This is a genomic window from Paraburkholderia sp. CNPSo 3076, assembly GCF_026343935.1.
Lineage (GTDB): Bacteria > Pseudomonadota > Gammaproteobacteria > Burkholderiales > Burkholderiaceae > Paraburkholderia > Paraburkholderia nodosa.
The window spans coordinates 40,525-61,030 of the sequence record NZ_JAPMAL010000018.1; the positions used below are offsets into that span (position 1 = coordinate 40,525).

Annotated in this window: 15 protein-coding genes, 4 pseudogenes and 1 riboswitch; of the genes and pseudogenes, 11 read left to right on the plus strand and 8 right to left on the minus strand. The window is 66.7% G+C overall.

The window, feature by feature from the left end:
- Positions 1-299: 299 nt before the first annotated feature.
- From coxB to M3A49_RS21435, 5 genes are all read left to right on the plus strand, one after another.
- Positions 300-1,325: a cytochrome c oxidase subunit II gene (gene coxB / locus M3A49_RS21415; RefSeq protein ID WP_416338990.1), complete on the plus strand. Its 1,026-nt coding sequence runs from the start codon at positions 300-302 to the stop codon at positions 1,323-1,325.
- A gap of 1 nt (position 1,326) precedes the next feature.
- Complete coding sequence (gene ctaD / locus M3A49_RS21420) at positions 1,327-3,969, plus strand: cytochrome c oxidase subunit I (protein WP_266230730.1); 2,643 nt, start codon at positions 1,327-1,329, stop codon at positions 3,967-3,969.
- Positions 3,970-4,049: 80 nt separating this feature from the next.
- Positions 4,050-4,412: a cytochrome C oxidase subunit I gene (locus M3A49_RS21425; RefSeq protein WP_133188745.1), complete on the plus strand. Its 363-nt coding sequence runs from the start codon at positions 4,050-4,052 to the stop codon at positions 4,410-4,412.
- Positions 4,409-5,707 carry a c-type cytochrome gene (locus M3A49_RS21430; protein WP_266230731.1) on the plus strand — a complete coding sequence of 433 codons (1,299 nt, stop codon included), beginning with the start codon at positions 4,409-4,411 and terminating at the stop codon, positions 5,705-5,707. The genes M3A49_RS21425 and M3A49_RS21430 overlap by 4 nt, the downstream gene beginning before the upstream one ends.
- A 216-nt stretch (positions 5,708-5,923) precedes the next feature.
- Positions 5,924-6,295, plus strand: coding sequence for a hypothetical protein (locus tag M3A49_RS21435; protein WP_266230857.1), 372 nt, complete (start codon positions 5,924-5,926; stop codon positions 6,293-6,295).
- Positions 6,296-6,319: 24 nt separating this feature from the next.
- Here M3A49_RS21435 and M3A49_RS21440 read toward each other — a convergent pair whose 3' ends face one another.
- On the minus strand, positions 6,320-6,841 hold the full coding sequence (locus M3A49_RS21440; protein WP_266230732.1) for a glycoside hydrolase family 15 protein: 522 nt from the start codon (positions 6,839-6,841) through the stop codon (positions 6,320-6,322).
- A 51-nt stretch (positions 6,842-6,892) separates the two neighbouring features.
- Here M3A49_RS21440 and M3A49_RS21445 point away from each other — a divergent pair.
- Both M3A49_RS21445 and M3A49_RS21450 read left to right on the plus strand, forming a co-directional pair.
- Positions 6,893-8,518: pseudogene (locus M3A49_RS21445) on the plus strand (xanthine dehydrogenase family protein molybdopterin-binding subunit); the annotation flags it as partial.
- Positions 8,519-8,546: 28 nt separating this feature from the next.
- Positions 8,547-9,011, plus strand: a pseudogene (locus M3A49_RS21450) (enolase C-terminal domain-like protein); the annotation flags it as partial.
- Positions 9,012-9,022: 11 nt separating this feature from the next.
- On the opposite strand, the gene M3A49_RS21455 reads toward M3A49_RS21450, so the two are convergent.
- The 4 genes from M3A49_RS21455 to M3A49_RS21470 form a co-directional block, all read right to left on the minus strand.
- A complete protein-coding gene (locus tag M3A49_RS21455; RefSeq protein ID WP_266230735.1) occupies positions 9,023-9,649 on the minus strand; it encodes a hypothetical protein in 627 nt (208 codons plus the stop codon).
- 111 nt (positions 9,650-9,760) lie between these two features.
- Positions 9,761-10,729 (minus strand): ROK family protein, encoded by a 969-nt coding sequence (locus M3A49_RS21460; RefSeq protein ID WP_266230736.1) that lies wholly within the window; start codon positions 10,727-10,729, stop codon positions 9,761-9,763.
- A gap of 43 nt (positions 10,730-10,772) precedes the next feature.
- Positions 10,773-11,090: a hypothetical protein gene (locus tag M3A49_RS21465; RefSeq protein ID WP_266230737.1), complete on the minus strand. Its 318-nt coding sequence runs from the start codon at positions 11,088-11,090 to the stop codon at positions 10,773-10,775.
- Between the two features lie 42 nt (positions 11,091-11,132).
- Positions 11,133-11,236: riboswitch (SAM-I-IV-variant riboswitch) on the minus strand.
- Between the two features lie 117 nt (positions 11,237-11,353).
- Entirely contained in the window at positions 11,354-13,108 is a 1,755-nt protein-coding gene (locus M3A49_RS21470; RefSeq protein ID WP_266230738.1) for an IlvD/Edd family dehydratase, read from the minus strand.
- A gap of 222 nt (positions 13,109-13,330) precedes the next feature.
- Here M3A49_RS21470 and zwf point away from each other — a divergent pair, with 222 nt between their 5' ends.
- Both zwf and M3A49_RS21480 read left to right on the plus strand, forming a co-directional pair.
- Entirely contained in the window at positions 13,331-14,953 is a 1,623-nt protein-coding gene (gene zwf, locus M3A49_RS21475) for a glucose-6-phosphate dehydrogenase (RefSeq protein ID WP_266230739.1), read from the plus strand.
- A 22-nt stretch (positions 14,954-14,975) separates the two neighbouring features.
- Positions 14,976-15,815, plus strand: a complete 840-nt coding sequence (locus tag M3A49_RS21480) for an ROK family protein (protein WP_266230740.1) — start codon at positions 14,976-14,978, stop codon at positions 15,813-15,815.
- Between the two features lie 22 nt (positions 15,816-15,837).
- Here the strand turns inward: M3A49_RS21480 and M3A49_RS21485 are convergent.
- The 3 genes and pseudogenes from M3A49_RS21485 to M3A49_RS21495 all read right to left on the minus strand — a co-directional run bounded on the left by M3A49_RS21485 (position 15,838) and on the right by M3A49_RS21495 (position 18,508).
- Positions 15,838-16,520: pseudogene (locus M3A49_RS21485) on the minus strand (class I SAM-dependent methyltransferase).
- 2 nt (positions 16,521-16,522) lie between these two features.
- A pseudogene (locus tag M3A49_RS21490) lies at positions 16,523-17,468 on the minus strand (chloride channel protein); the annotation flags it as partial.
- Positions 17,469-17,563: 95 nt separating this feature from the next.
- The gene (locus M3A49_RS21495) at positions 17,564-18,508 is read right to left on the minus strand and encodes a LysR family transcriptional regulator (RefSeq protein WP_266230742.1); all 945 of its coding nucleotides are present in this window, start codon (positions 18,506-18,508) and stop codon (positions 17,564-17,566) included.
- A 138-nt stretch (positions 18,509-18,646) separates the two neighbouring features.
- Between M3A49_RS21495 and M3A49_RS21500 the strand changes: the two genes are divergently transcribed.
- Positions 18,647-19,864 carry an FAD-dependent monooxygenase gene (locus M3A49_RS21500; protein WP_266230743.1) on the plus strand — a complete coding sequence of 406 codons (1,218 nt, stop codon included), beginning with the start codon at positions 18,647-18,649 and terminating at the stop codon, positions 19,862-19,864.
- A 92-nt stretch (positions 19,865-19,956) separates the two neighbouring features.
- The gene (locus M3A49_RS21505; protein ID WP_416338991.1) at positions 19,957-20,487 is read left to right on the plus strand and encodes a cytochrome b; all 531 of its coding nucleotides are present in this window, start codon (positions 19,957-19,959) and stop codon (positions 20,485-20,487) included.
- Positions 20,488-20,506: the final 19 nt, after the last annotated feature.

The window sequence follows — 20,506 nt, forward strand, 5'->3', positions numbered from 1 at the left end:
CGTCCGCGGGCACGAGTTCGCCCAGGTCGCGCGCGATCTTGGCAAAGCCGCTCACACCGGCTTCATCGAGGCGCGACAGCACGCCGCTCGCGAAAAAGCGCGTGCCGTCCTTGCGCAGGTGCCAGCGTTCCTCGTCGGTACGGCCATGCTGGCGCGCCAGCGCGAACTCGCGGTCGGCGACCTTGTTCACGCGGTGGCATGCTCGATCTCCAATAAAAACGCCGGCAAAAGCGCGTAGCGGGCATGCCGGGATCGCAGCGCGTATGCCTGGCTAGCGCAGCGAAGAGGCGCGCACGGGCATGCCGGGTGCGCAAGCGAAAAACATTCTGGATGCCTGCGCTGCTGCGCCGCTCATGACCCCACTCGCCTACTTCCTGCACAGCGCGGGCCCCGCATCGGGTCCGGTGCAGGCGCTCGACTGGGGCCTCGCCGTCCTCTGCGTGGGGGTGTGCATCGTCATTGCGTTGTTGCTCTATCTGGCGATGCGGCGCAGGCGTCGCGGCAACGCAACGCACGACGAAGCGTTGTCACAAACGAACGTCGCCGACGAGCAAGGTGAACGCACGGCGAACCGTATCGTCGCCGTCGGCACGGCGATTTCCTCGGTGCTGCTGCTGGGCGCGCTCGTGGCGATGCTGCGCGTGCTGGCCGCGGTGGTCGACCCGCCGCGCGCGCCCTCGCTCACGGTGACCGTCACGGCTTATGACTGGTGGTGGAAAGTGACCTATCGAACGCCGGCGGGCGCGAGCTTCGTCACAGCCAACGAAGTCCATATTCCCACGGGCGAGCCCGTGCGCGTCGATCTGCAAAGCGCCGACGTCGTGCACGCGTTCTGGGTGCCGGCGCTCGCGGGGAAGACGCAGGCCATACCCGGCCAGGTCAATCACCAGTGGATCGAGGCAGACCACCCGGGTGTGTGGCGCGGGCAATGCACGCAGTTTTGCGGGGCACAGCACGCGCACATGGCCATGGAAGTGGTGGCGCAAACCCCCGCCGAATTCTCGCGCTGGCTCGATGCGCAACAGCAGCCCGCCGCGGCCGCGCAAAGCGGCGCGGCGCAGCGCGGAGAGCAGCTTTTCGCCGCGCGCTGCGGCGGCTGCCATGCCGTGCGCGGCACGCAGTCGGGCGGCGCGCAGGCCCCGGACCTCACGCATCTCGCCTCGCGGCGCCTGATCGCCGCGGGCACGCTCGCCAACACGTCCGTCAACCGGCTCGACTGGGTCGCGCATGCGCAGCAGCGCAAGCCCGAATCGCTCATGCCCGACATGGCCCTCACCCCCGTCGAGGCGAGCGACCTCGGCGCGTGGCTCGACACACTTCAGTGACATGAACGATATCCCGGCCTCTCCTGCAGCTTCCGACCGTCCCGCCAGCGCGACGGTGCCGCGCCGCCCGCGCGCGGGGCGCCTCTCGCGCGTGCCGGAAACGGGCACGGCGCCGCTCGACGAAGCCACCTTGCGCCGCCTCGAGGAGATCTGGGAAACCCGCCCCGGCTGGCGCGGCTGGCTCTCCACGGTGGATCACAAGACCATCGGCCTGCGCTACCTCGTCACGGCGTTCGTGTTTCTCGTGCTGGGCGGCGTGGAGGCGCTCATCATGCGTGCGCAGCTCGCGCGCCCCAACGAAACGCTGCTCACGCCCCAGCAATACGACCAACTCTTCACGATGCACGGCGTGACGATGATCTTTCTTTACGCGCTCCCAGTGCTGAGCGGATTTTCGAACTACCTGTGGCCGCTCGTGCTCGGCTCGCGCGACATGGCGTTCCCGCGCCTGAACGCCCTCTCGTACTGGGTCTTTCTCGGTGCGGGCATTCTGCTCTACGCGAGCTTTCCCGCAGGACAGGGCGCCAATGCCGGCTGGTTCAACTACGTGCCGCTTTCCACCGCCGCCTACGACCCCGGGCCGAACATCGACGTCTACGCGCTCGGCATGGTGCTGCTCGGCATTTCCACCACGGTGGGCGCGGGTAACTTCGTCATCACGTTCCTGCGCATGCGCGCCAGCGGCATGTCGGTGGCGCGTCTGCCCATTCTCGTCTGGGGCACGCTCACGGCTTCGGCCGCCAATCTGCTCGCCGTGCCCTCAGTGAGCGTCGCGTTCTTCATGCTCTGGCTCGACCGCAACGCGGGCTCGCACTTCTTCGACACCACCGCCGACGGGCGCCCCCTGCTGTGGCAACACCTCTTCTGGATCTTCGCGCACCCGTGGGTCTACGTGGTCGTGCTGCCCGCCATGGGCATCGTGTCCGACGCGCTGCCCACGTTCTGCCGCCGCCCGATTGTCGCCTACTCGGCCGTTGCGCTCTCAACGGTCGCGACCATGCTCGTGGGCTTCGAAGTGTGGCTCCATCACATGTTCGCCACAGGCCTGCCCCCACTCGCGCTGGCCTTCTTCGGCGCCGCCAGCATGGTGATTTCCGTGCCGAGCGCGATTGCCGTGTTCGCATGGATCGCCACGATCTGGACCGGCAAGCCCGTGTTCAGGACGCCGTTCTATTACTTCGCGGGATTCGTGCTGATGTTCACCGTGGGCGGCGTTTCGGGCGTGATGACCGCCGCCGTGCCGCTCGACTGGCAACTCACCGACACCTACTTCGTCGTGGCCCACCTCCACTACGTGCTGCTCGGTATCAACGTGTTTCCGGTGCTGGGCGGCCTCACGTACTGGTTCCCCAAGTTCACCGGACGGCTCATGAACGAGCGCTTCGGCAAGGGGACCTTCTGGGTCACGTTCGTCGGCTTCAATCTGGGCTTCTTTCCGATGCATATCTCCGGGCTTCTTGGCATGCCGCGCCGTATCTATACCTACCCGGAAGGCATGGGCTGGGACACGGCCAACCTGCTCACGAGCATCGGCGCGTTCGTGTTCGCCATCGGCATCGCCATGTTCATCGGCAATGCGCTCGTGAGCGCGCGGCGCGGCGCTCGCGCGAGCGCGAACCCTTGGAATGCGGCGGGCCTCGAGTGGGCGACCTCGTCGCCGCCGCCCCCCTACAACTTCGCGATCCTGCCGAGCGTGCGCTCGCGAGACCCGCTGTGGCAGCCCGACGCGAACGTGCCGCGCCCGGGCTACCTGCTCCATCGCGGCCGCGAGGCGCTGGGCGTCACGCCGCTCACCGGCGAGCCGGACGTCATCCTCAAGATGCCCGAAGACAGCTACGCGCCCTTCGTGCTGGGCGTGGCCTCGACGCTCGTGTTCGTCGGGCTGCTGTTCCATTCGACTTCGTTCACCGCGCTCCCCGGGCTCGCGTGCGGACTCGCGCTGCTCTCGTGGTTGTGGCCGCGGCGCTCGCTCGGTCAGCGCGAACCGTTTGCGCCGCAAGGCACGACGCCCGCCGGCAAAGTCGCCGAGACGACCGCGATCCGAAGCGAAGACGAAACCCTCGCGCTGCCCGTCGGCAGCGCCGGCGAACATGCGGGCGGCTGGTGGGGCGTGCTCACGCTCGTCGTGACGGAAACCGCGCTGTTCGGCTATCTGATCTTCTCGTACCTCTATCTCGCTTCGCAGAGCGTGCAGCCCTGGCCGCCCGAAGGCCTGCCCAAGCTCGGCATGAGCGGACTGAACACGGCGCTGCTGCTCACGAGCAGCGTGTTCGTGTGGCTCGCGGGGGCGTTCGTGCGGCGCGCGCGTTCGTGGCCCGCGTTCTGGTCGATGATCGTCGGCATTGCGCTCGGCGTCGCGTTCGTCACGATCCAGTTCTTCGAGTGGCACGGCCGGCCCTATGGGCTTGCGACGAACCTGTATGGTTCGCTCTACTTCACGATTACGGGCTTTCACATGGCCCACGTGATGGCGGGCGTGCTGATGCTCGCCGCGCTCGCGTTCTGGATCGCGCGCGGCTATTTCGACGGCAGACGCGATGCGGCGCTCACCATAGGCGGCCTGTACTGGCACTTCGTCGATGTGGTGTGGCTCTTCATCTTCTCCGTGCTCTATCTCTCGCCTTACTGGATGCGAGGACGATGATGCCATCCGCGCCCGCGCCCCCGGCCCCGCCAGCGCCCGTTCCCGCGCGCACGAGACCCACGCTCCGGCATCAAATTGCCGTGTGGTACGGCATTTTTGGCGTGCCGGCCATCTGGGCGGGCCACGTGCTGTTCTGCCAGACGCTCGCGGCCACCGCCTGCGCGGGCGGCGTCCCGCAACGCAATGGCGAGCCCTGGCAGGTCGTGCACTGGACACTTGCACTCGTCTCCGCCGCCGCGTTCGCGCTGGCGCTCACCGGCGCGCTGCTGGCGCGGCGCACGTGGCGCGAAAGCGCCGCCGTCAACACGCCGCAGCGCGACACCTTCCGCTTTCTCGCGTGGAGCAGCACCGCCGTTGCCGTCGCATTCACGATCGCGCTCGTGTTCACGATATCGGTGCTGTTCGCGTTGCCGCTCGAACGGTTATGCGGGGCGCTGCGATGAATGCGCGCGCCCGTTCGAGCGCTTGGCTCGCCGCCCTCGTGCTGCTCGCCGGCTGCCACCGCGACGAGCCGTTTGCGACGACGAAACCGCCGCCCGATGCCGCCCAGATCGCGCTCGGCGAAAAGCTCGCAAAGGCGGGCGATTGCGCCTCGTGCCACGATTCCGCCAAACGCGAGCCGTTCGCCGGCGGTCTCGCCGTGAATTCGCCGTTCGGTCCGATCTACGCGAGCAACATCACGCCCGACCCCGTGCACGGCATCGGCGACTACACGCCCGCGCAGTTCGCCGCGGCCTTGCAGCGCGGCGAGGCACGTGGCGGCAAGCGGCTCTATCCGGCGATGCCTTATCCGTCGTTCGCGGCGCTCCACGCAAGCGACGTGAACGCGCTCTACCAGTACTTCATGTATGGCGTGAAGCCGGTGCCGAACGCCGCGCCGCAAACACATCTGCCGTTTCCGTTCAACCAGCGCTGGGTGATGCTGTTCTGGCGTCTCGCGTTCGCACAACATGGCCGCTTCGAGCCCGACCCCGCGCACTCCGCGCAGTGGAATCGCGGTGCGTGGCTCGTGCAGGGTCTCGGCCACTGCGGGGCGTGCCACACGCCTCGCGGGCCCGCCTACAACGAAATGGGCTATACGCAAAGCAGCCCGCTCTACCTCACGGGCGGCGTGACCGACCACTGGTACGCGCCGAATCTCACGGGCGACCCCGGCAGCGGTCTTGGCCGCTGGAGCGCCGACGACATCGCCGCGTTCCTGCGCGACGGCCACAACGATCGCGCCTATGCGTTCGGCGCCATGGCGCCCGTGGTGGGCGCAAGCACGCAATACCTGAGCGACGACGATCTGCACGCCATCGCCACCTATCTGAAGTCGCTGCCCGCACGCGAGGCGAGCGGCCAGTACGCCGATTCCGCCGCCGCGCGCGCCTCGACCATGGCGGCGCTGCACGACGGCACGCCGGAGCGGCCTGGCGCGGGCCTCTATCTTTCGTACTGCGCGAAATGCCACGGCGCCGACGGCGCCGGCAAACCCGACAAGGCGCCGCCGCTTGCGGGAAGTGCACTCGCGCTCTCGTCCGACGCGACGAGCGTGCTGCGCCTCATCGTCGAAGGCAGCCAGAGTCCGCAAACCAGCAACGGCGGCATGCCGCGCAAGATGCCCGCGTTCCGCACGCAGTTCACGGACAGCGAAGTCGCCCAGGTGGCGAGCTTCGTGCGCGGCGCGTGGGGCAACAACGCCCCGCCCATCGCGCCCGCCGAAGTCACGCGGCTGCGCGACGCGATCCACCGTTGACTTACACACACTAGCGCGAGGCGCAGCGCAAGGGCATACGGCTTGCGCGCATTTTTGCGTCACTATGCCCTGAGCCCGCAATGAACCCCGCCGCCCTCATGAACCCGGTGCCGCTCGTCGTTACCTGGCCCGATTTCGTGGCCCGGCTGATCGTGGCCATCGCGGGCCGGCGCGCTGATCGGCCTGAATCGCGGCGAAGCGGGCAACGCGCCCGGGCTGCGCACGAGCTTGCTCGTGTGCCTCGCCGCCTGCCTCGCCATGCTTCAGGTGAACGTGCTGTTCGTTCTGCATGGCGTCGAGCACATCGAGCATCGCCTGCCGCGCGGCAGACGCGCTTACATCACGCTAGGGCACGATGCCGGCGACGATGCCCGCAAGCTGCTCGACGACGCGTTGCGAGGACGCCGCTGCCGCGTGGTGCTGCTCGGTGTCACGCATCTCACGGCGGAAACCGCATCGCACCAGCGCCTCGACGCTTCGTTCGAAGTGCGCTGGCAGGCGCCCCCCGGCGGCGACGCCGTGGAAACCGTGCTTTCCTCGCTCGTGGCGCGAGTGCACGAAGAAGCGTCGTGGTCGATCGAGCGATGAGCACAGCGATGTGCTCGCGCCGGCTCACCTGGCGCGGCGATGGCCTTTCGCCGAGCCGCTCAGCAGCATCGCCGTCTTGACCACGGCGAGATGACTGAGCGCCTGAGGAAAATTGCCCGCCAGCCTTTGCGCGCCCACGTCATATTCTTCGGCGAGCAAACCGACGTCGTTGGCCACGGCGAGCACGCGCTCGAACTGGGCGACGGCCTCGTCCCGGTCGCCGCGCAGATACAGACAGTCGGCCATCCAGCACGAGCACGCGAGGAAGGTGCCTTCGTCGGGCGCTTCGTCTGCGCCGCGCCGCCAACGTCGAATCAGGCCGCCTTCGCCGAGCTCCGCGCGAATCGCGTCGATGGTGGCCGACATGCGCGGCTCGTCGGCGCGCATGAAGCCTACCAGCGGCATGAGGAGCACGCTCGCATCGAGCGCCTGTTCGCCGTAACCGCGCACGAAGGCGCCGCGCCGGGCGTTCCAGCCGCGTTCGCAAACCTCTTCGTGCAGGGCCTTGCGCATCTGCAGTGCGCGTTGCACCAGCGGGTCGCCCATGCCCGGACCCTCTTCACACCAATGTTTGATGAAGCGGTCGAGCGCCACCCAGTCTACGAAAAGACCCAGGGCGTGAGCAACACTCAGCAGTACCTAATGAAGGTATTTGGCCTGACGCAGGACCGCGTGCGCGTGATTTCGCCGTTCGTGGGCGGCGCGTTCGGCTCCGGCCTGCGGCCGCAATATCATCTGCCGCTTGCGATGATGGCGGCGCGCGCGCTGCGCCTGCCCGTGCGCGTGGCGCTCACGCGCGCGCAGATGTTCACCTTCGGGCACCGGCCCGCCTCGATCCAGCACGTCGCGCTCGCCGCGCAAAGCGACGGCCGCCTCGAAGCGATGATTCACGAAGCCGTGGGAGATACCTCGCAGTTCGAGGACTTCACCGACGTGGTCGTCAACTGGACGGGACGGCTCTATCGCGCGCCGAACGTCCAGCTCGGCTACAAGCTCGGGCGGCTCGACGTATACACGCCCCTCGACATGCGCGCGCCCGGCGCCGCGCAAGGCCTCTACGCGCTCGAATGCGCCATGGACGAACTGGCCGTCGCGCTGAACATGGACCCGCTCGAACTGCGCATCCGCAATTACGCCGACGAAGACGCGAACAAGCAGTTGCCGTATTCGAGCAAGGCGCTGCTCGACTGCTACGCGCAGGGCGCCGAGCGTTTTGGCTGGGGCGCGCGCATTGCGACGCCGCGCGCCATGCGCGAGGGCCACGAACTGGTGGGCTACGGCCTGGCCACGGGCATCTGGGAAGCGCTGCAGACCGAAGCGACCGTGCGCGCCGTGCTCAATGCGCAAGGCCGGCTCGAACTCGCCAGCGGCACGGCCGATATCGGCACCGGCACGTACACCGCCATTTCGCAGATCGCCGCCGACGCCCTGCACATGGCCATCGACGACGTGGACTTCACGCTCGGCGACACTTCATTGCCCCCCGCGCCGATCGAAGGCGGCTCGTGGACCGTGGCTTCCGTGGGCAGCGCCGCATCGCTTGCCTGCACGCAGCTGCGCTCGCGCCTCGCGCAACTGCTGCCTGCGCACGGCGGCGTGACGTTCGCCAATCTCGACCCCGCCATGCTGGACGAAGCCCTCGTGATCGAAGGCGGTGAGGTGTGTTTGCGCGAGAGCGCCGGCCGGCCCGATACGCGCGCCCGCATTGCCGACGTGCTCGCCGACGCGGGCATGAAAACGCTCGAAGGGCAGATCACGCTAAAGCCCGAGGCGCTCCAGCAGCGGTATTCCATGGCGACGCATTCGGCCGTGTTCGCCGAAGTGCGCGTGGACGAAGCGCTCGGCGTGGTGCGCGTGGCGCGCGTGGTGAGCGCGGTCGCGGCGGGCCGCATCGTCAACCCGAAGACGGCCGCGAACCAGATCGCCGGCGGCGTGGTATGGGGCATCGGCATGGCGCTGCACGAGGAAGCGCAATTCGACCATGCGCTCGGGCGCATCATGAACCACAACCTCGCGGAGTATCACGTGCCGGTGAATCGCGACATCGGCGAGATCGACGTGCTGTTCGTGGACGAGCACGACGACGTGGTGAATCCGCTCGGCGCAAAGGGCGTGGGTGAGATCGGCGTGGTGGGCGTGGCCGCCGCGGTGGCGAACGCGATCTACAACGCCACGGGCAAGCGCGTGCGCGATCTGCCGATCACGCTCGACAAGCTGCTGTGAAACCGGCATGCACCACAGCACCATGAATGCAACCCGAGTCACGCGCCTCGAAGCCCGCGCCTATACGATCCCCACCGACCGCCCCGAAGCGGACGGCACCATCGCCTGGCGCTCCACCACGCTCGTGCTGGTCGAATACGCCTACACGGCCGACGACTTCCGCGAGCTGCTGGAAAGCCACGCCGTGGACGTACTGCAGGCCGACGCCACGCGCTGCTGCGGCATCACCGGCTTTCTGCAGGCCGACGCGCTGTGCGATGCGTGGCATACGCCGCTCTCGGCGCATTGCGCGCCGGCGCTGCATCTGCACGTGGCGTGCGCGGCGCGCCGCCTCGTGCATATCGAGTGGTTTCACGATCACGCGCGCATCGAGGCCATGCTGTTCGAAGGCGCACCGCACCTGCGCGCCGGGCATATCGCGCCCGACCTCGCGCGCCACGGCCATGGCCTGATGTTCCGCCACGCCGACGCCGAACGCTACGCGGTGCGCTGACGCGCCGCCATTCAACTGTCAGGTGGCCGCGCGGGCACCTGCTGCCAGCCGCCGGGGCAGGTCCGCACGTACGGGTAGTAGGTCTGTGACGCGACGCAGTAGTACCAGACGCCGTATGGCGCCTCGCCACCCTGCCCGCCCTGGCCCCCGCCTTGCCCGTATTGCTCGTTTTGATCGTACATATTGGCGCCGCCGTACTGGGGCTCGGCCTGGGCCTGGCCCTGGCCTTGTTCGATCCACTGTGTGGGCTGCGAGAAGTCGCCGGAAACGTAGGGGTAGTAGACGCTCGCGATGTACGGCGGATAGTAGTACGGATAGAACGGATAGCCGTAGACGAATCCCGGGCCGAAGTAGAAGCCGACGCTCGCCGAACCGCAGCAGCCATACCAGCCGTGATAGTAACCGCCGTGATACCAGCCGTAGCCGTGGTAGTAGCCGCCATGGTAATAACCGCCGTGATACCAGCCGCCGCCGTGATAGCTGCCGTGATAGCCGCCGTGGTAGCCGCCGCTCCAGCCGCTACTGTGATTCACGCCGCCATAGCCGCCCCAGCCGCCGCCTCTGCCCGCGCTCGCCCCGGCGCTGATACATAGCGCCACGAGCACGAGCACGAGTCTGCACAATTCACGCGCTTTCATGATGCTTACCCCGATAGCCGCTGACCGATACGCTGACCGATAGCCGTCTGGCTTCATAGATCAGTTTAGGCGTCGGAAGCCCATTTTTCCTATGCATGCGATCACGGCGCACTACGGCTCCCGCCAGTCGTCCTGCCTCGCGATGATGGCCGCGCCAATGAGTCCGCCGTCCCGCCGAAACTCGCCCGGAACCACGACGCGTTCGCGAAACTGCCGCAGCGTGCGCTTGCGCACTGCCGTATCCAGCGCGTCGATCAATGGGGCCGCATTCGAAAGGCCGCCGCAGACCGGGACGACCGAAGCGCCCGTGATATTGACCACGGCAGCGAGGGGTTCCGATACCAGGGCGAGCCAGGCGGAAACGGTACGCAGCGCGCGATCGCTGCCTCGCTGCCAGTCGTCGAGAAGGGCGTGGCTGTCTTTCTGTTCGTCGTTCAGGAGTGCGTGGAGCCGTTCCAGACCGCGTGCCCCGCCAATGGTGTCGACGCAGCCGAGGCGCCCGCAGCCGCAACGCAATGCGCGCACGGGCTGAGCGTGGCCCGTGCCGTCGAAGTCGACGTGCGTGCTGACGGGCAGCCCGTGGCCCCACTCGCCGGCGATGCCGCTCGCGCCACCCACCACACGACCGCCCACGACGAGCCCGCCGCCGACACCGGAGCCGAGGACCACGCCAAACACGACATCGTGGCCCGCACCCGCGCCCTCGACGGCCTCGGCCAGGGCGAGGCAGTCTGCGTCGTTGGCAATGCGCACGCGCCGCTGGAGCCGGGAGGACAACTCCGCGCCGAGCACGCGGCCCGAGACGCATGGGACGTTGGACGCGCAAATCACGCCACTTGCGGGATCGACCGCCCCCGCCATGGAGATGACGAGGGGCGAGCGAGTCTCGCCAATGTGGCGAGCCGCGAGGGCTTCGAGGGCCGCGCCGAACGCCTCCCAACTGTCGATGGGCGTCGGCGCGCTTTCGACGAGGCGTACGCTGCGCGGACTGTCCGATACACCGAGCCTGATGTATGAGCCGCCGATGTCCGCGACAAAGACGCGTGGGTGTTGCCCCTGTTCAACGCTGGTGTCTGGCACCCTGGCTCCTCGTTAAGTGCATCGGCGACGCCAGCCTGCGGTCTCAGCGGGCGCGCACGAAATGATGCTCTATCTTCGCGCGCAACACGCCGTCGACGGCCGCGAGCTGTTCGCGCAGCCGGGCCGCCCGCCTTTCGGTCATGTCGCCAAAGACGATTTTTTGCTCGAGCACGTCGCCGAAGCGGGTCACGGCCCATCGGTCGACGACCACCTGTTCGCCGTCGAGCACGCCGGCGGCGGTCGAAACGACGCTGAGATCCAGACCGGACACCAGATGAACGGTGTGAGTCAACGTGAAACCAGGTAGACAGTGCGACAGGTCTTCACAGACGGTCGACGAGGAGGAGGTATCTTGACGCATGGGGGCTCCGGATGAAGGTTGATCGAACCGGTGCCAGCCAGGCTGCTCCCGTATCGTTGCCGTAAATCGGCCGCATCGCCTCTAGGGCTTCCACCTTGCCCGGGAGGGCAGGTTGGCGTCGGTCAGTCCGACTCTGGATGCTTTGCTGCTGCGTGGTTATTCTTGTTCGATATTCCGAACGAGCTTTCATTATACCGAAAACGGGGCGCCGGGCAAGCAGTGCGGCCACGCGCGACTTCGCACCCGGTTTTCCGGCGCGCAAGCTACTTCCTGGGGACTGCGCCTCGCGATTCGGCCGCCCTGAGGAAATCGAAATCGGCGCCCTTGTCTGCCTGGGTCACGGTGTCCAGAAAGAGCTTGTGATAACCGCGACTTGCCGTGGGTGCAGTCACCGGATTCGCCTGCGCCCGGCGCCGCAGTTCATCGTCGTCCACGAGCAAGCTGATCTCGCGGTTGGCCACGCTCAAGCGGATGCGGTCGCCGTTACGGACATGTGCGAGCGGGCCGCCTATGGCGGCTTCCGGCGTGACGTGCAGCACGATCGTCCCGAATGCGGTGCCGCTCATGCGTCCATCCGAAATCCGCACCATGTCTTTCACCCCGGCCCGCGCCAGCTTCTTCGGGATCGGGATATAGCCGGCCTCGGGCATGCCCGGCGCGCCTTTGGGCCCGATGCGCTTGAGGACGATCACGTCGTCGGCATGCACGTCGAGGTCGTCGGAGTCGATGCGGTTCGCCATATCGGTCGCGTCTTCGAACACCACCGCGCGGCCCTCGTGCTCCATGAGCGCCGCCGAAGCGGCCGATTGCTTGATGACCGCGCCGCCCGGCGCGAGATTGCCGCGCAGCACGGCCAGGCCGCCTTGAGGGTAAATGGGCGCGCTGAGCGGCTTCACCACGTCCTGCGCGAAGCGCGGCCCGGCGCGCTCCATCTCCTCGCCCAGGGTACGGCCGGTCACGGTCATGGCGTCGAGATGCAGCAGGGGCTTCAGTTCATGAAACAGCGTGGCCATGCCGCCAGCCCGATGAAAATCTTCCATGTAGTGCTCGCCGGACGGCTTCAGGTTGAGGAGCACCGGTGTTTCGCGGCCCATGCGGTCCACCGCGTCCAGATCGATGTCGAAGCCCATGCGCCCGGCAATAGCGGCAAGATGCACGATGCCGTTGGTCGACCCGCCGATGGCCAGCAGCACCCGCAAGCCGTTTTCGAACGACCCGGCGCTGAGCACCTGGTCGATGGTGAGCCGCCGTCGCGCCATCGCCACGACTTGCGCGCCGGTCTGCTCGGCCACGCGCATTCGGTCCGACGTGACCGCCGGCGGCGAGGCCCCGCCCGGCATCGTCATGCCCATGGCTTCCGCCACGCAGGCCATCGTGCTGGCCGTGCCCATAACGGCGCAGGTGCCGACGCTCGGCACGAGGCGGTCGTTCACCTCGGCGATCTCTTCCGCCGTGACTTCGCCGGCGCGAAACTTGCCCCAATAGCGGCGGCAATCCGTACACGCGCCGACGCGTTCGCCGCGATGCGCGCCCGTCACCATCGACCCGGTAATGAGCTGAATGGCCGGAATGCCCGCCGATGCCGCGCCCATCAACTGCGCGGGCACCGTCTTGTCACAGCCGCCGATGAGCACGACCGCATCCATGGGCTGCGCCCGAATCATCTCCTCCGTGTCCATCGACATGAGGTTGCGCATGAACATGCTGGTTGGCTGCGAAAAGCTCTCGTGGATGGAAATGGTCGGGAATTCCATCGGCAATCCGCCTGCCAGCAGAATGCCGCGCTTGAGCGCCTCGAGAAGCTGGGGCACGTTGCCATGACACGGGTTGTACGCACTGCCCGTGTTCGCGATGCCGATGATGGGACGCTCGAGCGCGTCGTCTGTATATCCGGCGCCCTTGATGAAGGCCTTGCGAAGGAACAGCGAGAAGTCCGTGTCGCCGTAGTTCGTCAGTCCGCCACGCATGCCCTGCGGATCATGGGAATCTTTTTCGTCGGGGGAGTGCTTTTCGGACATAACCACCATCCTCGAGTCGGTTCACGCAGATTGATCGAAGTGCCGTCGCCGGTTAGGGTACTGCGAATTGCGCCATCAGCAAGGTGGGGAACGGCCCGACATGCGCGCCCACGATATTACAAAACGCCTTCAATGGCGGATTGAACTCAATGCGCGCAAACTCGGTCAGTCAAGGTACCGGATTTGCTCGCTGTATTCATTTCGGCCCACTGAAGCGAAATCATGTCGACGAAACCGACCCAGCCCGATTCCTCCAGCGCGGCTTCCCGCGCGGCCCCCAGCGCGAAAGTGCCTGCGCATCCTCACGGCGCACCGGCCGCGCCCGCCTCGCCCGCCGGCAAGCATCCCGCGCCGCCCTGCACGCTCGTGATCTTCGGCGCGGGCGGCGATCTGACCAAACGCCTTTTGATGCCGGCGCTCTACAACCTCGCCGTCGACCGCCTGCTCGACGACGGCATGAAGATCATCGGCGTGAATCATGGCGAGCGCGAGACGAAGGCGTGGTCCGACGACCTGCACGCCTCGCTGGAAAAATTCGCCGCCGACAAGGCGAGCACTTTCCACGCCGGCAAGCTCGATGACAAGGCGTGGGACTGGATTGCGCAGCGCCTCACCTACATGGCGGGCGAATTCGAGGACGACAGCGCGTTTGAGCGCCTCGCGCAGCAATTGAACGGCAAGTCGCGCGGCAACGCCGTTTTCTATCTCGCCGTGGGTGCGCGCTTTTTCAAGCCGATTATCGAACGTCTCGGCAACGCCGGGCTGCTCGACGAGGGTAACGACGGCAACGGCATGTTCCGCCGCGTCGTGATCGAAAAGCCCTTCGGCGCCGATCTCGCTTCGGCGCGCGACTTGGACGAGCATGTACTGCGCTTTGCGAATGAATCGCAGGTTTATCGCATCGACCACTTCCTCGGCAAGGACACGGTGCAGAGCATTCTCGCGCTGCGCTTCGCCAACGCCATGTTCGAGCCCGTCTGGCGGCGCGAGTACATCGACAGCGTGCAGATCACGGCCTCGGAAGTGATCGGCGTGGAAGGTCGCGGCAAGTTCTACGAGCAGACCGGCGCGTTTCGCGACATGGTGCCCAATCACCTGTTTCAGCTGCTCGGCATGGTCGCCATGGAGCCGCCCAACTCGTTCGACGCCGAAGCCGTGCGCAACAAGAAAGCCGAAATCTTCGATGCGCTCAAGCCGCTCACGCCCGACGACGTGGTGTTCGGTCAATACGCAAAAGGCCCGGCGGGCGTGGGCTACCGCGAAGAACCCAACGTCGCGCAAGACAGCCGCACCGAAACCTATGCCGCCGCGCGCGTGCAGATCGACAACTGGCGCTGGGCGGGCGTGCCGTTCTATCTGCGTACCGGCAAGCGCCTGGCTGCGCGTCGCACGGAGATCTCGGTGCAGTTGAAGCGCGTGCCGTTTCTGCTCTTTCGCGACACGCCAGTCGATACGCTCACGCCCAACGTGCTGACGCTGCGCATCGATCCGTCGCATGGCACGAGCTTCGACTTCAACGTGAAGACGCCGGGGCCGGTCGTGCAGATCGGCCCGGTGCATTCGTCGTTCGACTACGACGACTTCTTCGCGGAGCGTGCCAACGTCGGCTACGAAACCTTGCTCTACGATTGCATGCTCGGCGACCAGACGCTCTTTCAGCGCGCCGACGGCATAGAAGCGGCATGGTCGACGGTGGATGGCGTATTGCACCCGGAACTCGACGCCGCGCTTCCCGTGTACGAGTATGCCGCGGGCAGCGAAGGCCCGGCACAGGCGGATGCCCTGCTCGCGCGCGACGGCCGGGCGTGGCGCGCCCTCGCGCCGACGCCAGCAAAGAAGACGTGAACCAGACAGCCAAGGAGAACGTATGACCAAAATAGGAAAGGCGGTCAAGAAAAGCGCTGTGAAAAGCGCGGTAAGTGCAACGCATACCTCGCAGGACATCGAAAATATTCTCGCCATCGACGTAGGCGGAACGGGCCTGAAGGCCGCGATCATCGACGCGAGCGGCGCGATGCGCACGCAGCGCGTGCGCGTGGCGACGCCGCATCCGTGCCCGCCCGCCTTGCTGGTCGAGACGCTCGCGACGCTCGTCGGCCCGCTGCTCAAGCAGTATCCGGCTACCCACGTTTCGATCGGCTTTCCTGGTTTCGTGCGCAACAATCATGTGATCACGGCGCCGCACCTCGGCCCCGATGACTGGAACGACGTGCCGCTCGCCCAGATGCTCGGCGAGCGCCTGGGCATTGTGTCGGTGCGCATGATCAACGACGCGGAAATGCAGGGCCTCGCCGCGATCGAAGGGCAAGGCCTCGAATTCGTGATGACGCTCGGCACGGGCGTCGGCACGGCCATGTTCCGTGACGGCGAACTGATGCCGCACCTCGAACTCGCGCATCATCCGGTCAGCAGGAAGCGCGCTTACGACGAGTACATCGGCGACGCCGCGCGCAGCAAGGCCGGCAACAAGCGCTGGAACGCGCGCGTCGAGAAGATCGTCGGCATACTCGACTCGCTCGTGCACTACGACAAGCTGTGGATAGGCGGCGGCAACGCGGCTCGCCTCACGTTCGATCTGCCGCCGAACGTGGCCACCGTGCCGAACGACCGCGGCATCGAGGGCGGCGCGCGCCTGTGGCATCCGCGTTCGGTGCGCGAAACGCGGCAGTTGCCCGCGGCCACGCAACGCGCGGGCAAATTCCGCTAGCAGGATCGCTTAAGGGCTGAACTCACTCACGCCGGGCCAGGGCAACGCGCTGGCCCGCGTGCCCACCTTGCGCCCGACGATCTCGTAGATCGATACCTCGTCGCGCTCGAACGCCGTGGCCCAGTCGCGGATATTGACGCCACGTTTGGTATTTCCGGTCGTTCACGAGTTGGCGCAGCGCCATTTCCTTCGCGCGGAAACTCTCTTCCCACAGGCGCAGCGTGCGCACGCAATGCCGGCGCAGTTTCTGGATGTTCGACACCTCGATGCCGCTTTCGCGCATGGCAGTGAGCGCATAGCCCAGGTCGGGCAGTTCGTCGTCGGGAAAGAGATAGCGCGCGAGGTACGCGCCGCTGTCGAGGCCGAAGCGCGAGTCGATGCTGCCAGGCGCCGTCCACATGATGCCGTGGCTCACGAGCACACCGTCCGGTTCGAGGTGTTCCTGCAATACTGAAACGTAGTCCTGAAGATCGCTGCGGCCTTCGCATTCGAACACCCGAGGCTCGCAATACGGTCGAAGCGGCCTTTGACATCGGCGTACGCCTGCAGGCGTATGTCGATGCGATCGGCGAGACCCGCGGCCTTCACGCACTCGCGCGCCCATTCGAACTGATTCTTCGACTGCGTGACGCCTACGCAGCGCGCGCCGTATTGCTGCGCGGCCCGAATGTCCAGTGCGCCCCACCCGCAATCGACATCGAGCAGGCCATGCCGATCACCACCTGCATGGCGAGGTGGTTATGCAGCAGATCGCCGATCACGTCGTAGCCCACGCCGAGCGTGCGCGGTTGAAAGTACCCGCCGATGCCCACGGCGATGGCGCCGAGCGCCGGCCACCACATCCAGTGGATCGGCAGCTTGCCGAACAGGTCCTCGACCTTGTAGAGCCACGTGGAAAGGCCCCACGACAACGCGCCCGCAACGAGCCCCAATGCACGACGACACGATGCCGACCGTGCCGAGCGGCATGGTTTGCAGCGGAAAGAGCGGGCCGCTGCCGAGCAGCAGTGGACGCGTAAATCCGGCAACGGCGCAGGCAATGGCCACAGGCAGCAGGCTGCGTGGCCGCAATTCAAACAGCAGCAGCTCGATGGCGAGCAGCACGGCGGCGACCGGCGTGCCGAACACCGCGGTCATGCCCGCCACCGCGCCCGCCACGAGCAGCGCCTTGCGCTCTGTCCCCGAGAGGTGGAAGAACTGCGCGATGAGCGAGCCGATCGCGCCGCCCGTCATGATGATCGGGCCTTCGGCCCCGAACGGGCCGCCGCTGCCGATCGCAATAGCGGAGGCCAGCGGCTTAAGCACGGCGACTTTAGACGACATCTTGCTCTTGCCGAACAAGATGGCTTCGATGGCTTCGGGAATGCCGTGGCCGCGAATCTGCTCGGAGCCATAGCGCGCAATCAGCCCCACGATCAGGCCGCCGATCACGGGCATCGCGACCACGACCACGCCGAGCGTGTTCTGCGCCGGCGAATGATTCGCCGTGGAAAACGACTGGAAGAAGAACAGGTTCGTGAAGAAGCGGATGAGGTGCAGGAGAAAGTCCGCCGCGACGGTGCTCAGCGCGCCGCCAGCGGCCGCAATGGCGCTAATGCGCAGGAGCCGGACATCGGTTGCGAAATCGCCCCTGTCGCCGTTGTGATTGCTCATGGTTCCTCTAGCCGCTCAAGATCGTTCAGTAACATCCTCCGCAATTTATATCACATTATGATGTAACTCGTGACGCTGGCTGATTCCCTCGCCGCTTAGGAGCGGGCAGCGCCGCCGCCCTTGCGGGCTTGCCCGCCCGCATCGGCAAAGAGTTCGACCACGAGTTCGCGCAGCCAGCGGTTACCTTCGTCGTGCTGCACGCGCGCGTGCCAGAGCAAATGAATGGGTGCAGCGGGCAGCTTCATGGGCAGTGCGCTCAGGCTCAGCGAAAATGGCTTCGCCAGTTGCAGCGCAAGCCGCTCCGGCACCGTGGCGATCAGATCGGTGCGCTCGAGGATGTAGCCCACGCTCATGAAGTGCGGCACCGAGAGCCGCACCTGACGCTTCACGCCGCGCCGTTTTAGCCACTCGTCGACCTGGCCGTGCCCCGTGCCCGCCGACACCACCACCAGATGCTCGGCCTCGCGCCAGGCCGCGAGCGTGAGCGGCGCGTTCTCCAGCGAATGACCGCGCCTGAAGAGACAGACATAGCGCTGATCGAAGAGGCGCCGCTGATAGAAGCCGCCTTTGAGCTGCGGCAGCAATCCAATCGCGAGATCGACCCGGCCGTCGGCCATCTCGTCGCTGAGCGTGACGCCCGTATTGCGCACGGTGTTGAGCGCAACGCCCGGCGCTTCGCGCGCGAGGCGCTCGAGCAGCGCGGGCAGAAACACGACCTCGCCGATATCGGTCATGCCGATCGTCATGGTGCGCGTGGCGCGCAGCGGATCGAAGCCGGTCACGGGATTGAGCGCGCCGTGCAGCGTGGCGAGCGCCTGCGCGACCGGCTCCGCGAGACGCAGCGCGAACGGCGTGGGCACCACGCCGCCCGGCCCGCGCACGAAGAGCGGATCGTCCAGCAGGCGGCGCAGCTTCGCGAGCGCGTTGCTCACGCCGGGCTGGCTCATGTTCATCTGCTCGGCCACGCTCGCCACGCGCCGCTCCCGCATGAGCCGATGAAAAAGCAGCAGCAGGTTGAGATCGATTTCGCCCAGTTCCATTCATTCAATCCAGTGATGAAGTAGATTCATTCCATTTTATTGTGGAATGAGTAGTGGCTGCCGAGAATACGGACACGGTGTGCGCGTGACGAACCAGCGCCAGCCGACCCCACAAATCTGAATATCGGAGACACAGTCATGAAACCAGGTGATCTGAAGATTGCGATCGTCGGCGCTGGCATCGGCGGCCTCACACTCGCGCTCGCGCTGCGCGAGTACGGCATCGACGCGCAACTCTTCGAGCAGACCGACGAGCTACGCGAAGTCGGCGCGGCCGTCGCGCTCTCGGCCAATGCCACGCGCTTCTACGAGCGCATGGGCCTGCGCCCGGCCTTCGAGAAAGTCTGCGCGGAAGTGCCGGGGCTCGTCTATCGTGACGGACGCAGCGGCGACGTGATCGGCCACCATCGCGGCGCACCGGACTACCGCGGGCAATTCGGCGGCTCGTACTGGGGGGTGCATCGCGCCGATCTGCAAGCGGTGCTGTCGAGCGCGGTCGGGCTCGAGCGGATCAAGCTCAGCCATCGGCTCGTCGATCTCGCACAGCATCCCGATCGCGTGAACCTGACCTTCGCCAACGGTGAACGCGTCGATGCCGATCTCGTGATCGGCGCCGACGGCGCGCGCTCGATCACGCGGCGCTGGATGCTGGGCTACGACGACGCGCTGTATTCGGGTTGCTCGGGCTTCCGCGGCGTGGTGCCCGCGGAGCGCATGGACCTGTTGCCCGATCCCGAGACCATTCAGTTCTGGGTCGGGCCGGGCGGCCATCTGCTGCACTATCCGATTGGCGACAAGGGCGACCAGAACTTCCTGCTGGTCGAGCGCCAACCCTCGCCATGGCCGTCGCGCGAATGGGTCATGCCTGCCCAGGAAGGCGAGCAACTGCGCCTTTTCAGGGACTGGCACCCGGCCGTCGTGCAGATGATTACCGCCGTACCGATCAGCCAGCGCTGGGGGCTGTTCCACCGCCCGCCGCTCGGCCGCTGGAGCAAGGGCCGCATCACGTTGATCGGCGACGCCGCGCACGCGCTCGTGCCGCACCACGGCCAGGGCGCGAACCAGTCGATTGAGGATGCCGTGGTGCTGGCCGCCCAGTTGGCGAAGGCGGGACCGGGCAACTGGCGCGCAGCGCAGGAAGCCTACGAGCGCCTGCGCCGGGGCCGCACGCGCAAGGTGCAGTACGCTTCGATCACCACGGCGGACGTGTTGCATCTGCCCGATGGCCCCGCTGCGCAGGAGCGCAACGCCCGGCTCGGCTCGCGCGAGGGCGTGCTCAATCATCTCGACTGGATCCACGATTTCAATGCGCTTGCACAGGAGCCGAACGAGCGCCAGGGGGGGACGTGGCTTTAAGGGGGCCGGCAAGCCGCGCAGTTAATGATCCGTTAATCTCGGCACGCTAGAATTGCCGCTTTCAACCGACCCTTGCTGAGCACGGAGCGCCCATGCAAATCGCCGCCGATTCGCGCTACGACCTCGTTGCGCGCCTGCTTCACTGGCTTGTCGTCGCACTCGTGGCGGCGCAGTTCGTGATCGGCTGGACCATGCCCGATGTGCACCGCGACACGCGCCCCGTTGGCGAAATTGCGTGGCATCTGGGCGTCGGCACGGCGCTCGTCGCCGCCATGGTGTGCCGTCTGGTCTGGCGCGCGACTCATCGCCCGCCGCCCGACGACCAGACGCCGTTCATGCGCGCCGTGGCGGCCCTCACGCATGTCGGCCTCTACGCCCTGCTCATCGCGGTGCCCGTGCTCGGATGGATCAACGCCTCGTCGCGCGCGTGGGACGTCACGCTGTTCGGCGCCATCCCGCTGCCCGCGCTCTCCCCTGCGGGTTCGTCGTTCGGGCACGCCATGGGCGACGTCCACAGCGTGCTCGCGTGGGTGCTGTTCGCGTTCATCTGCCTGCATGTGGCCGCGGCGCTGTTTCATCGCTTCGTGCTCAACGATCGTGTCTTGCAACGCATGAAGCTTTAATCGCGCCGCGAATTGTGTG